Below are 14,163 nucleotides of genomic sequence, written 5' to 3'. Positions count from 1 at the left end.
TTGAAGACGAACATTTTTTCCCAAACCCGCCGGCTGGCACTGTTGAGCGCGGCCTGGCTCGCCTGCTCGGTCGCTCATGCACAGAACGTTGCGCCGCCGGTCGCCACGCCTGCACCGGGCCAGGTACTGGTGACCGGCACCGTCCCCGATGAAGCCAGCAAGGCGGCCGCGCTGGCGCGCCTGCGCGAGGTCTATGGCGCTGACCGCGTGGTGGATCAGATTGCGGTCGGCCAGGTGGTGCTGCCGGCTAACTGGAACAATCACGTGCAGAAGCTGATTTCGCCCAACCTCAAGGCAGTCAGCCGTGGCCAGCTGAAGATCGATGGCACCAGCGTCAGCATTTCGGGCGAAGTGTCCAATGAGGCGCAGCGTCAGCAGATCGCCAGTGACATGGCCAGTAGCCTCAATTCTTCCTATACCGTGAACAACGGCTTGCGGGTTTCCACTTCGGAACAGGGGCTGCTGGACAACGCCCTGGCCAACCGGGTGGTGGCCTTCGAAAGCGGACAGGCCACCCTGACGCCCGAAGGCAAACGCATCCTCGATGAGATCGCTGCGACCATGCTCAAGCTCAAGGGCCGGCACGTGGAAATCATCGGCAACACCGACAATGAAGGCCTGCGCGCCAGCAACATCTCGCTGTCGCTGGCACGGGCTGATGCGGTCAAGGCCTACCTGAGTGCCAAGGGGGTCGATGAAAGTCTGCTGACGACCTCGGGCCAGGGTCCGGATCGTCCGGTCGCTTCCAACAATACGGCTGAAGGGCGTGCCAAGAATCGACGGATCGAATTCCGTATTGCCAAGTAAGACAAGACGCGGGTGAATCTCGCCCGGCATGAAAAAAAGGAACCGCTTGTTTTGCGGTTCCTTTTTTCTTTGGGCGCGTCGACAGGCGATGTTCAGTCCTGTGGCGGCGGTTGCAATCCCAGCAGTTCTTCGACGTGGGACAGTGCGGCGTTGTCCTTGATGACGGTTTTGAGCCAGGCGTGCAAGGGCATCTCACCCCATTGTGCGGCCTTGTCGGCCAGGTGCGCGACCGGGCTGTGGGGCTCGGTGCGGCGGAAGAACTCTGCCACGGCGCGCAGTTGGGCAATGGCTTCGGCACGCGTACGGATTGGTCCCTGATGCTGGACCGGCGCTGCAACAGGGCTGCCTTGCTCACTCAAATGCGCGGCCACGGCAGCCGTATTTTCATCGGCCACGGCGATCTCTGCGGGGGCCACCGAACGCAGACCGGTATCGGCTGCGAAGCGGGCGATGGTGTCGTGAACCAGGGTGATCGCCTCGCGGGCGGAGGCGAAGCCGGGACCATCGACACCGAGGCGCTGATCCACGGATTTTTCCAGTTGTTCGAGGCATTGCAGGCAGTACTGGGTATCGGCCAGCATGGCTTCATAGAAGGCATGTGAGCTGCGCTTGCGGGCCGATTCCATGACGGCCAGCTTGATGCCCTCTTCCGGCTGGCCGCCTTCGTTGGCGATCCGTTCAGCATTGGCCGCGCGGGTGCGGGCGGCGTCGAAGTCGAGCAGGGAGAAGGCGCTGCCACGGCCTTCGGTCAGGGGGATTTCGCGCGACATCTGCACCGAGCGCGACAGCAGCCAGGTCAGGTTGCCGACACGGCGGTCGTGGTCGCCGTCTTCCGACAGCGGATAGAGATGATCCCAGAACTGGTCGAACAGCCCGGCCACCAGCAGGAACCCATCCCCCAGACCGCGCAGGCCGCGCGTCTTGCAGGCGGCTTCGCTGTACCAGACGGCCAGGCGCAGGTCCTTGCTGCGGGTTTCGATGAGCTGGGCGCAGCGCTGCTCGACGAAGATCCAGTCGGCTTCCTTGATGTCGGTGACCCATTCGCCCTGGTCCAGGGTCGGATCATCGAAGCGGCGTGCCTCGGCAATGGCGTCCAGGTCGGCGGTGAAGGAGAGGTCTTCGCCGCCGGGATGGTTGTCATTGATGGGCTTGAGCAGCGGGTCGACGGCAGAGGTGGGTGGCTTGACGCCGAGCAAGGATTTCAGGGTGGGCAGTTTCATGGTCGATACGATCCCGATCAGTTATTTTCTTGTCATGATGATCCCCGTTGTTTCAGCATGCGCGTGCTGGAAGTGACGGGCCTTGGAGGGGGTTGGACAAGGGTTGGGGGCGGGTGTTCGCGACTGCAGAAGAATAAGGGTGAATAAATGCAGTTCAACTTCTTGCGACCATTACTGGCTGGACTCACTGGAAAGGACTTTCCGGGAATCTTGGATAGTCACTGCTGCGTAACGCAGCGGAAAGTGGCGCCGAACCGAATTGGCTTGAATCCCTGCTCCTGGAATAACTTGTCAACTTTCTCATCGACGCCATCGGGACGTCTTCCCGTGCGCGCCATTGTCATTGCTGGCACTGAGCTGCTGGCTTGAGCGCCACGCACGACTTTGAGATCACCAGCAGCGGGTCCTGCAGGGTCGAGCTTTGAGGAGTGTGCATAGTAATTATCATCATACCAATCTCGTACCCACTCCAATCCACTCTTGGCGAAATCACCCAGCCCCGACGAATTCGCGGGTGCGCTTCCTACGGGCACAGGGAAAAATGGATCCTGACTGATCGCCTCTGCCTGTTCATGAGAAATTACATTCACCCCGTTTCGGAAGCTGCCATCATTTGTGGCGAAGATATAGAACTTGCCACCATCCCGAGCGGCATATTCCCACTGAGCTTCGGTCGGCAAGTTCATCTTTTGTCCCAGTTTCTCTCCCAGCCACGCGCAGTAATCTTGCGCTTCCTTCCAGAGGACCATGGCCGGAAAGCGTCCGCTATCCGGAAGACGAGCGATTCTCTCCGAAGTGGCATCGCCCTCGCGGTCATTTACCTTGTGCCGGTTGTTCTGGCTTGCAAACACGTTGTACTCATCATTGCTGACCTTCCATTTGAGCATGGAGAAATCTGAGAGCCGTACCTCATGCAAGGGCTGCGCATTGGGTTCTCCTGTGTATGGGAGCCTCTCGGATGAGTGCCGCTCACCGAAATCCCCCATCAGGAAATCGCCGCCTTTCACTGGCAGCAGATTGTTGCGTGTAGCTTCGACGAGCCGCGCCACGGCGTCATCCTTTGCAGTGGCGTCATCGCCGTGGCAGCCTGCGATACCCAGTGAGCTGATGCAAGTCAGCATCAATATGCGCATAGAAATCATCACCACACGACCTTCTGTCTTTCCTTCATACATTTCATTAACCATCTTGTTGGAGACCACTGGGAGAGCTCTATAGGGAGCGGCTTTCGGCATCGATGTCCGGAGGCCACTTGGGTAACGGAGCGAATCGCATGGCAACGTAGTGAGACAGGCCCAACGGCAGCCAGATCCAGAAAAACCAGATCGTCAGGAAAATGATCGGATAGTCCAGCCACCGCATCTTGCTGCGGAAGCGCCGGCCCTCCTCGGTTGGGGAAAGGTAAGGCATGAAATGAAACAGGCTCTTGACGAAGCCGACACTCTGCTCCCGTGTCATCAGCACTGGAATACGGGACGGGCCGTAGGCCATGAACCGGCGGGCATAGGACCACAATTGATACAGGGTCTCGACACCAACGTCATTACCCTTGAGTGAAATACGGTCAATGACCGCGTTGGTTGCTGGTTTACAGATCACCAGCACCAACTCATGCCGAACGGAGTAAGTCTTCCCGGTAAATACTGAAGACTTGGCAATCTCCGCCTCGATCTGATCCCAGTCATAGATCTTGATTTCCGTTCGCCAGCGCTTCAGACGTTGCAACGACGCCGTATATTCGTAGACGTATATTTTTCTGGTGTTTCGATTGAACCGGATCGGGGTGTCTCTCGGAAGCCGACAGGCGTGCAGAGCGAATACGCTCGCTGCCACGATACCGCCAACCAGCATGACGCAAAAAATAAGTCCAAGCACTGGAATGAGGTTGAAATAAACATCCCTCAACTTAATAAGAAGAGGGATAAATACGCCAATAACACTCAGAAGAAACAATCCTCCTACTAAGATACCTAGTCCCCTGATAACAGACGATGTACGTGAAATCTCCAGGTAATTTTCATCGACGTGATTCAGATCCTCATCAAGGAGCGGGCTATCCAAGCGCTCATTAAAGTCAATTCCTGAATCGCGCTTAGGGAGGTCCTCATACCAAAGAGGATTTTTCGGAGTAAATCGGCTTGCATTACATGTTGTCACGCGGGCGACGCTTATCATCAGGTTTTCCGAGCGCGTTGATGAATAGGATGTCCGTGCCCTGTATCAATTGGACAGCAGACTATAAGTCTTCAATATTTGCAGTACATCACGCCACCCTCAGTATCAGCCAGAGTCTTCAAGCTCTTTTGACCGATAGCAATCCAATCATCGCACTCACCAGGATCTTCTTCTCATTGTTTTGCTTGGCCTCCCGCAGGCACGCATCCAACTCAAGCATCATCGTAGAGCCGGGTGATATCCAAATGGCGAAAATCACCATGCATTTGCAAATCCCGCCACTACGCGAGACAAACTTCATATGATTGACCTAAAAAACTCAGGGACAGACCACTCATAGATTTAGGATTCAAAGTGGATTGAAATGCGACGTCCTCACGAAAGAATTTTCCATTCTCCCCGACGACGCTCTTCATCCACTTCTGCAGGCCAACACGGCTCTGGAGCACACCTCATTGCAACGTAATGGCAAAGCCCAAGAGGCAGCCAGATCCAGAAGAACCACATCATGACCAGCGCCAGCAGCCAGTCGACTGCCCCCATGCGGTTGCGAAACTGGGAGCCTTCCATCGACGGGTCGAAATAGGGCATATACGAAAACAGGCTGCGACGCAGAGTTACACCTTGGTGCCGCGGCTGGACTTTCGGTAAATTGACGGTCCCCTCGGCCATATAGCGACGAATGTAACCCCAAAGCACCTCCAAGCCGAGTACGGTCATGTCGTTCCCCTTTAGCGTGAGGCGATCAACCACTTGATTGGTGCCGGGTTGACAGATCACAAGAACCAGCGCATAGCGGACGACATAGGCTTTTCCGTTGTAACCGGACTGCTTGGTAATCTCGGCCTGCACGTCCTGCCAGGAAAATATCTTTAGTTTCGACCGACGGGGTGGAAACGGCATCAGACGAATTGGATAATCATAGGCATAGACCTTGCATTTATCGCGGTCGAAACGCACTGGCATATCACGCGGAATGCTGCAGTCCAGAATCATACCGAAAATGGCGCATATCATCCCCAAAGCAAGAAAACTCCAACTAATGATGGGAAAGATCAGCGCGTCATCTGGCCCGATGCTCGCCGCTACCAGGTGCATCACTACCCAAGAGAAGAACACAAGCATTACGGTGCCCACCATCAGCAAACCGCCCCGGATCACATTGCCCGCGCGCGACACTTCCAGATAGCTTTCGCTGATTGCATTGATGTCGTCTGCGAGCGTAGGGGACTCTAGATCTCGACCGAAGTCTGCCTGATGGTCGGGTAAATCCTCGTACCAATGTTGATTGATCGGATTAAAACGGGACCGGGTGCTACTCATCTACAAATCCTCATTCACAACTGTTCCTCTCTGGCTGGACATTTCTTCGCCGTCTAACCGGTCAATCAGGACTCAGCAGATTCCGAAACAGGTATCTACTGAACCTCAGTTGTCCAAAGAACGATGGCTCAATTTTTTCCAACGGCCCCATCAATCCAAGCGTTCCGGCCAACTTGGCTCTGGAGCACACCTCATTGCAACGTAGTAGCACAGCCCTAACGGCAGCCAAATCCAGAAGAACCAGATCATCAGAAACGCAAGAATCAACTCTACCGCGCCCATACGACTACGATAGAACCGCCCTTCTTCTCCCGGAGCGAGATAGGGCATGTAGAAGAACAGGCTATTCAACAAGGAAATCCGCCGCTCACGCACATGTAGCGTCGGCAGATTGGATGGGCCTTGCTCCATGTACCTTCGCACATAGGACCAGATAGACTCCAAGCCTTGGGTTGCAATGTCGTTGCCTCTGAGGGTGATCCGCTCAAGCACCTCCGTGGTTCCTGGTCGGCAAACTACCAATACCAAGGCGTATCTCACCATATAGACCTTGCCGTTGAACCCGGCCTGTTTGGTCAACTCAGCCTCGATGTCCGCCCAGTCGAAAGTCTTCAGCAGAAGCTTTCGGTGTGCGAAAGGATTGAGACTGAGGCTGAAATCCTGTACGTGAATCTTTCCAGCACGACGGTCAAAACGTACAGGAAGATCACGTGGAATTCGACAGTCCAGCCAGATCAGGAACAGGCTGTAACCGGCCAGTGCAAGATTCTGAATCGTCAAGATCGTTATCACCAATACAGATCTCGGGGGTGTAAAGATAGACGTGAAGACATGTGGCGCGAACCAGCACAGTATCAGCAAGACCGCCATTCCGATAAAAATGAAACCGCCTCGCAGAGTGGAGGATGCGCGAGAAATATCCAGTTTATCTTGATCGACACCGATCACATCCTCTTGCAAAGCCATGACAGAAACTTCTTCCTCCGCCATCGCCGCTCGGGCCGGGAGGTCCTCATACCAGAGGGAATTCGGTGGATTAAACCGCGATGTACTCATGAAAGAATTTTCTGTTATCCACGCCGACTCTCTTCATCCACTTCTGCAGGCCAAAACGGCTCTGGAGCACACTTCATTGCAACGTAATGGCAAAGCCCAAGAGGCAGCCAGATCCAGAAAAACCAGATCGTCAGAAAAATGATCGAGTAATCCAGCCACCGCATCTTGCTACGGAAGCGCCGGCCCTCCTCGGTTGGGGAAAGGTAGGGCATGAAATGAAACAGGCTCTTGACGAAGCCGACACTCTGCTCACGTGTCATCAGCGCTGGAATACGGGACGGGCCGTAGGCCATGAACCGGCGGACATAGGACCACAATTGATACAGGGTCTCGGCACCAACGTCATTACCCTTGAGTGAAATACGGTCAATGACCTCGTTGGTTGCTGGCTTACAGATCACCAGCACCAACTCATCCCGAACGGAGTAAGTCTTCCCGGCAAATACTGAAGACTTGGCAATCTCCGCCTCAATCTGGTCCCAGTCATAGATCTTGATTTCCGTTCGCCAGCGCTTAAGACGTTGCAATGACGCCGTATATTCGTAGACGTATATTTTTCTGGTGTTTCGATTGAAACGTACCGGCGTATCTCTCGGAAGAAGACAATCATAAAGAGCGAACAATCCCACTGCTACGATTCCGCCCGCCAGCATTACGCAATAAAAGAGTCCAAGCAAAGGCGCGAGACTGAAAAAGTCACCCCACCGATGGATCAAGAAAGGAATAAAGAATCCGAAGGAAATTAAAAAAAATGATATACCGATCAGGACGCCAAGCCCCCTGATGACAGACGATGTGCGTGAAATTTCCAGGTAATTTTCATCGACGTGATTCAGATCCTCATCAAGGAGCGGACTATCCAAGCGCACATCAAGATCTATTCCCGACTCGCGCGCAGCGAGGTCCTCGTACCAAAGTGGATTTTTCGGAGTAAATCGGCTTGTATTACTTATAGTCACATTTCCTCCGCTCAAATCTGCGAGCAAATCAACATCGATGATTTCGCTACCTGTATGGTGCTGGCAAACAAGCATTGCTATTTTTCGCAACGATCCGCAGGCGCGCTGTGTCATTGGAGATATCTCGATGTTTTTTAGCCGGTGAAAAAGCCCGCAGGAATCAGTTCACGAGAAATCCATTCCCAATTCACGTTGCGGCCCTGACTGGAGGGCATCAGCTCGCCTTGTTTGGCCTCTATCCGATAATCCACGGAATCGGCTACCAACCAAAAACCATCTAGGGGACAGCGCTCTCCAGTTCTCGCCCGTATCCTGGATGCAAGCGGACTTTCGTTCTGCTCGCTTGAGCATTTCTCACTTATTTTCTCGAAAGCATCTTTGAGCGCAACAAAGAAATCCCATGTTCCAAGATCTCTATCGGTAAAGGGTGTGATATCCATCATGTAGAGCTGAAGATACCGTTGCGAAAAATAAGAAACTTCGTGCAATAACGCGCCAGTTCTATCGTGCATCCGCACTGTTGAATATCCGGGAATGGCACTGCCGTCCCTTCTCTCTGCCGGGACAATCTCGAATTTCAGCCCATCGCGCAGATCTTCAAAACGTGCATCTGAAAGGTGGCGGAACAACGTGTATTCGGTGCCGTCCGGAAGTCTGAAGAGCAAGATCCGGTCCGCTGTCCAATAAAGGTAATAACGCTTGCCATCGACTTCAGTAAAGCTTCCTCGAACCGGAAGGGTGAACCTTGCCATGATCTCAAGCTCAGGCGTCACTCTCGGCTTTTCTGGATAACGCCAGAGCCCGGTTGCCGGGTCGAAATCGATAATGTCACCCCCGGTCACATGATCAAAGATCAGCATCTTCATTTCCTTCATCTGCTCATTCGGATTTGCGGTGACCTTCGCGGCTTTTGAAAGGGCGAATCTCATTGGGGAAAGCGACTTAGCGGATCTGATAACTCTCCCAAAATAGATTAAAAAAAGGCGATCAAATCTCAGTATTTGAAATACATCACGCCACATTCAGGAGGATCGGTCTCGGTCTTATGCAATTTGGTGGATTTCTTCAGATCGATATTTGAAGGCGAAGGCAATTCCAGTGCCCGAAAGACCTTTTGAGCGAGGCGCACGAATGGCATCCATTTCCTAGTTAAAGACGCAACCATGACCATAAAAAAAATGCCTAGCCCAATTAAAACATATGAGAAACTGGGCTCCTCTGTCAGAAGATCAATCCAAAATCTCCAGAAGGTTAGAACTCCACCTAACAACGGCACTAGCAACGTTACTGTATAAACAAATGCCATAAATATGAACCACCATTTAATGGCATTTTTTATATGACTCTGCTTCCCACGTGAACAATGAGGGTATAACGAGATGACCTTATCGATGGGGCGCATCATTCCATACAACTCGTAATGGCCTTGCCGTTTCTCAACAGCCGCAACAACTTCATCCCCTTCCTTGAATGGGCTTCTCCATAGCCAGCCCTTAATCTGTTTTCCATCCAGCGCAAACTGAACGTAGTCAGCTTCTTCCTCTATTGATGAAGCGTAGTGCGACATAATTGCCGCCTGCCCCGTCAGACTGGTCGCCGAATACGCGACGGCAAGCCCCCCCATTCTTGTTTGATCTGACTCCGCAAATACAAAGCTCGCACTTAATCTCTCCTTCTCATACGAACTTATCTTCCCCGTCAGTTTTTGTAGTGAGCTTTCGTTTGAATGGCTCATGTAAATGGTCATAAGAATTTCCATCGGCCGGCGATCAATAAGGTTTAGTCAGGGAAACGAGTTCTAATATTTAATGCGATGATGCACGCAAACGTCAGCGTTCTGCACTTATCCTGCCACACACAATTTTGTCAGCGCTGGAGTAGGTTCAGATGCGTGTCGGGAAAATGATTAGAGCCGTCCTAGAAATTCTGAACTGGATGCCTTCGCCAGCTTTTCTCGTAAAAACCATGATTTCTAATATTTGAAATACATCACGCCACATTCAGGTGGATCACTCTCGGTCTTGCGTAATTTTGTGGATTTCTTCAGATCGATGCTGGTAGGCGATGGCAAGTCCAGTATCCGAAAGACCCTTTCAGCCAATCGTACAAATGGCATCCATTTGCGTGCCAGGTGTCCAACGATAAGCACCGATGCCATCCAGCCAGCTCCAATTATCAGAAATCCCTGTGGAAAATTGAAATAGAAGTCACCCCATATCCCCAGAGGTCCAGCACCGATCAACCAACCCAACAGAATCCCCGCAATAAAGAAATAGATAGCCAGATAGCCAACCCACTTTGCAGCGTTCCTGACATGAGTCGCGCGTCCTCGCGAGCAATGAGGATAAAGAGCAATAACCCGATCAGAGGGCCTTGCGACGGCAAATAGTTCGTAGTGATCGCTGCGTTTCTGAGCAGCCACCTCTACAATATCGCCCTCTTGGAAAGGGCTGCGCCATACCCATCCTCTTAACGACTTTCCATCCAGGTCGAACTCAATGAAATCGGCCTCCTCCTCCATTGAGGTAGCGTAGTTAGCCATGATCGCGGCTTGTCCAGCCAAACCGGATGCTGCCGACATGACGGCCATTGCACCAATTTTTGCTTGATCCCCCGCGGTGAAGAAGAAGCTAGCGCTTTCCCTCGTCTTCTTGTAATTGGAGATATAGCCTCTTAGTTTTAGAGTAGGTCCAGAATCAGGGTGTTTAACATATTCAGCCATAGTCTCTCTCTCAGTCGTGCAGTTTCATATTTTCAACAATGGGCTTCGATTCATTTTGCCAAAACCAACCACCGACCTTCTTAGCCTAGTCCGCCGGGGGTAAACCAATCGCAACGAGCGCTTGATTCAATCCGGAACTTTGTTCCTTCAATGAATGAAAAGCTGATTTTTCGTTACGGTCTTCTCCAAAAACACACAGGGCACACCATGATTGAAGATCATCGTCGCTGAATATCCAGATCAATACCTGGATGGTAAAGATGGCCACGCCTACCCAGAATCCTGCAGCCATCAGCAGAATACGTGCGGCAATCAAGGCCGCTTCTCGTTCAGCAACGACTTGGACTGTCAAACTGAGAGTCGCCCGCACAGTCAACTGCCGAATAAGGGGTGTTGAGTATGTCATCGCGGTGGCCGTCGACAACAAAACGGTTCCAGATCCGAAGACAACCTTGAGGAAATATAGCGAAGCCATTCCTCTCTTGCCCGCCTCCCAATTTTTTTTCATATCCAGCGTATCAAACACTACTCCTATTGCGGCAGTCGCTGCACCTAACGCTCCACCAACAAGCTTAAGCCGCTGGTAGCTCCACAAGGTCGCCCCTTTATCGAATTCTCCCTTGGCATTCTGCGTCATATTTTTCAGAATGCCTCCTGCCACATCAAACAGACCACTAGTAATGGTCATGCCAGAGGCCACAAGCCCCCACCAGCTCTTCGCATCCCCTTTTTCTATGCAGGCATGCGCCATCTTGGAGAAATTAACCCCCTCAATGATCATCACCAGCAGCGCAGCTCGTACGTCTTTGATCGCGTTGGGCGCCTTCTCACTTTTCTTGAAGTCCTCCCAAGCGCGACGCATGCTTTCAGTCTGCGCATTGTGCATGGCCGGCTGATCACTTGCCAGAAACGCTCGTGCAGTGCGTAAGCGTCCGATAGTCTGTTGCCTGATCAAGCCGTCATTCTTGGCTTGCGCCTGAATCAGCTGCAAGGAATCCAGTGGGTTGACGAGTGCTCGCACACTCAGCATGTACTGCACCATTTTTTCGCCAGCGTAATCAAGCGTGCTCGCCAACTTGAAGTCCCTCATGATGGCATCGCCGACCGTCATGATCTTCAAGTCGACCCCAAAGGTCTTGATCGGCTTGACCCTGACGTTGAATGCCATGGAGCCTTTTTCGGAGGCGGCATTGGTATTGGCGTTGTAGATGCCAATGGCCTTTTTATAGGTATCAGCCAGGGTCTTCAGGCTCTTTTGACCGATGGCAATCCAATCGACCGTGCTCGCCAGGATCTTCTTCTCATTGTTTTGCTTGGCCTCCTGTAGGTACGCATCCAACTCAGGCATCGCGTCAATCTGATTCAAGGCCATGGCGCGCCACAAGAGGTTGGTCTCGGTCGTTTTCATCTCCTTGACCCAAGCAGCGATCTTGTCCTGTCCCACATTGCTGTGGTTCATGCCGAAGATCGCCCTGCCCACCTGATCATCGAACACCACGCCGTCGCTCACACTTTTTCCGTGGAATTCGGTAAATGCATCAATCAGATTCTTCGCTTCAAGCCAGTTCACCAGATCCTCGGTACGATCATTGGCGATCTTGGTTACCTCATCCTGGAATGCGTTGTAATTCTTCTTGAAGTCTGAATAGCGCTTCTTGTCCAACTTCTTTTCATATTTTGACCAGGCGCCGGTTCTGGCATCCTCGATATTTCTCACGCCATTCTTGTCCCGCGTGCTTACGAAGTCATCTGCCTGCTTTCGCAGCTTTGCCAACTCGGCACTACGCTGAGGTTCTGGCATCGTATTGACATGATCGAGATAGGTCGGCTGGATAACGACCGTCGGAACTTGCTTCTGCTTCAGTTCATCAATGAAGTCGCTAATCTCGTTGGCCTTGGCCTGTTCGGCCGGAGGTAGCTTGGAAGCGTACTGGCGCCGACCGGTGCTATCCGGCTGAGACATGCTGTGGCTCTTCATGTCCTGCTGGAAGCTGTCCTGCGCATCGGCGGCCCGTTGGCCCAGGACCTCCTTGAGTCCATCAATGGCCATCATCGCAGAGACTTCCATCTGCAATTCTTCCATGTACTTTTCCGACCAGCCGACAACATCGTTACGGAAGCCGTTGAGTTCATGAACAATTCCGACGGCATCCCACACGCCCATGATGAGCGGCAGATGGTCTTTGCCTTTCGTGTTCTTTCCGATCTCGGCCATCAGCTTGGAAACGGGCTCGCTCTGCCCACTGCGCTCAACGGCTGTATAAATGGTGCTCTGCTTTTTCAGCACGTCAGCAAAATAGCTGCCATTCCTGGAAGGCCGGCTGATCTTCGGAACGACCTTTGGGTTCACGCTATCCGCACGGAAGCCTGGCTTGTATTCAAGAATCTGCTCAATGTTCGCCTTTGTCGCCGGCAACCCGTGGCGATAACCGCCGGTCGCAATCCAGGTCGCGGGCAGGAAGGTCTGCATGCGCCGGTCACGCAGTTTGGCGTCCTTCTCGAAGTCTGCCAGCGTCTCGGTACTCCAGATATGCTCCGAGAAAGCGATCCAGACTCGCTTGCATTTCTCGGGAGATTCGATCGTGATGACCGAGGCCGGGAGATTGTGTCCGTTGCGTGAGCACTGCGGCTCCTCGTTCACGGCCTTGATGGCGCTGGCCGAAGGCATCTTCCACAGCGTACCTGCCTCCGAAACGCCGTACACCTCCCATTTGATGTGACTGCCGCGCGGATGCTTCTCATGAAAGACGTAAAGGAATCCTGCCCTTAAGGCACGCAATGCATATTTGTGATGGTTCAGCCTGACGCTGCTCACCTTGTTGCCCAAAGGAGCTGGCAAAGCTGCATCGACATGCATCGGCACCACGGCGTAGCGCGTCGGCAGGATGGCAAGGCCACTCTTGTTGCAGTTGGGGCACTGCGGATTCTGGGGGTTGTTGCAAGCCATGGCTCAGGTCTCGTGATGCAAATGGATAAACAGGCGGTCGGCGCTGTCGCCAATAAGCTCTTCGAGCGCGCCGCCATAGTATTCGCCAGCGCGCGTCCTTTCCCACACTGGTGAGAGCAAGGCATTCAAATGAAAATTTGTGCCAACTTCCAAGGCGTGCCTGGCGAACAAGACGCGATCCTGCGCGTCCGTAATGCGGTACTCGGTAGCGTGTCGAAGGCAATCCAGCGCGTTATATTGCCAATCTGGCTGCAGCGACAGGCGGCCACGCCATGCTTCATCCTGCCCGCATAGGGCAAGCCAGGCAGCGTGGACGACTGCATAATCCTCTACCTCGTTCCATTGTTTTGCGGTCAACGCCAGGGATGGATTCTGTTGGTGCGGCTCGGTCTCGTCGAGGCCCTGCTCCAGTAGCTGCCCGTTACGGCCAACCGACAGGATGTAGGTCGCCGGCCCCAGCAAAATGGTGTGCTGCAGTCTGTCAAGTGTAGGCCACAGCCATTCGCGTACCCCAGGGTCATGGAAGCGGAGCAGCTTGGTTTGGCCGTTACGCCGGTGAATGTGGCACGTACGCGCCCAGTAAGCCGCCAGATCCCTCGCTGTGCATGAAGCTGCCACCCATCCGCATATCGGCTGTCCGTTCATTTTCTGCAAGCTGTCCAGTGTCCATGCATTGGCGGCCAACTCCACTGTGCGAGCCAGTACATCACCATCCTGGAATCGGGACAGGTCCAGTTCCACCAAGTAAGGTGCATAACGCATGTCAAAGTGCGGATGCATGATGGGAACGCACACTTTTCTGGCGGCCACCAATTCATCGGTCTCGAAGGGATCGCCTTGGGCAGGATTGATCCAGGCGAGGCAAGGCTTTTCTTGGAAACGGGAATGCAATGCACTGACATACGAATCCCAGAGCGGCGTTGCAATCATTGTCACGTTATCTTCCATTGATTC

General features: G+C 53.2%; 12 protein-coding genes. 1 reads left to right on the top strand and 11 read right to left on the bottom strand.

Going from position 1 to position 14,163, the window contains the following annotated elements:
- Positions 1-807, top strand: coding sequence for an OmpA family protein (locus ACWHXP_RS24795; RefSeq protein ID WP_489623839.1), 807 nt, complete (start codon positions 1-3; stop codon positions 805-807).
- A 92-nt stretch (positions 808-899) separates the two neighbouring features.
- Here the strand turns inward: ACWHXP_RS24795 and tssA are convergent, their stop codons facing one another.
- The 11 genes from tssA to ACWHXP_RS24740 form a co-directional block, all read right to left on the bottom strand.
- Entirely contained in the window at positions 900-2,027 is a 1,128-nt protein-coding gene (gene tssA / locus ACWHXP_RS24790; protein WP_489634806.1) for a type VI secretion system protein TssA, read from the bottom strand.
- 218 nt (positions 2,028-2,245) lie between these two features.
- Positions 2,246-3,229: a formylglycine-generating enzyme family protein gene (locus ACWHXP_RS24785; RefSeq protein WP_489634807.1), complete on the bottom strand. Its 984-nt coding sequence runs from the start codon at positions 3,227-3,229 to the stop codon at positions 2,246-2,248.
- Positions 3,230-3,239: 10 nt separating this feature from the next.
- Positions 3,240-4,202 (bottom strand): DUF6708 domain-containing protein, encoded by a 963-nt coding sequence (locus ACWHXP_RS24780; protein ID WP_489634808.1) that lies wholly within the window; start codon positions 4,200-4,202, stop codon positions 3,240-3,242.
- Positions 4,203-4,577: 375 nt separating this feature from the next.
- Entirely contained in the window at positions 4,578-5,525 is a 948-nt protein-coding gene (locus tag ACWHXP_RS24775) for a DUF6708 domain-containing protein (RefSeq protein WP_489634809.1), read from the bottom strand.
- Positions 5,526-5,675: 150 nt separating this feature from the next.
- The gene (locus ACWHXP_RS24770; protein WP_489634810.1) at positions 5,676-6,581 is read right to left on the bottom strand and encodes a DUF6708 domain-containing protein; all 906 of its coding nucleotides are present in this window, start codon (positions 6,579-6,581) and stop codon (positions 5,676-5,678) included.
- Positions 6,582-6,595: 14 nt separating this feature from the next.
- Entirely contained in the window at positions 6,596-7,654 is a 1,059-nt protein-coding gene (locus ACWHXP_RS24765; protein WP_489634811.1) for a DUF6708 domain-containing protein, read from the bottom strand.
- 20 nt (positions 7,655-7,674) lie between these two features.
- Positions 7,675-8,406: a hypothetical protein gene (locus ACWHXP_RS24760; RefSeq protein WP_489634812.1), complete on the bottom strand. Its 732-nt coding sequence runs from the start codon at positions 8,404-8,406 to the stop codon at positions 7,675-7,677.
- Positions 8,407-8,534: 128 nt separating this feature from the next.
- Positions 8,535-9,287 (bottom strand): putative type VI secretion system effector, encoded by a 753-nt coding sequence (locus ACWHXP_RS24755; RefSeq protein ID WP_489634813.1) that lies wholly within the window; start codon positions 9,285-9,287, stop codon positions 8,535-8,537.
- Between the two features lie 225 nt (positions 9,288-9,512).
- Entirely contained in the window at positions 9,513-10,262 is a 750-nt protein-coding gene (locus tag ACWHXP_RS24750; RefSeq protein WP_489634814.1) for a putative type VI secretion system effector, read from the bottom strand.
- 85 nt (positions 10,263-10,347) lie between these two features.
- Positions 10,348-13,209 (bottom strand): T6SS effector BTH_I2691 family protein, encoded by a 2,862-nt coding sequence (locus tag ACWHXP_RS24745; protein WP_489634815.1) that lies wholly within the window; start codon positions 13,207-13,209, stop codon positions 10,348-10,350.
- Positions 13,210-13,212: 3 nt separating this feature from the next.
- The gene (locus ACWHXP_RS24740) at positions 13,213-14,157 is read right to left on the bottom strand and encodes a DUF4123 domain-containing protein (protein WP_489634816.1); all 945 of its coding nucleotides are present in this window, start codon (positions 14,155-14,157) and stop codon (positions 13,213-13,215) included.
- Positions 14,158-14,163: the final 6 nt, after the last annotated feature.

The organism is Herbaspirillum sp. Her2 (assembly GCF_057961375.1).
The sequence above is the reverse complement of the archived record's forward strand: the minus strand, read 5'-3'. Positions and strand labels throughout refer to the sequence as shown.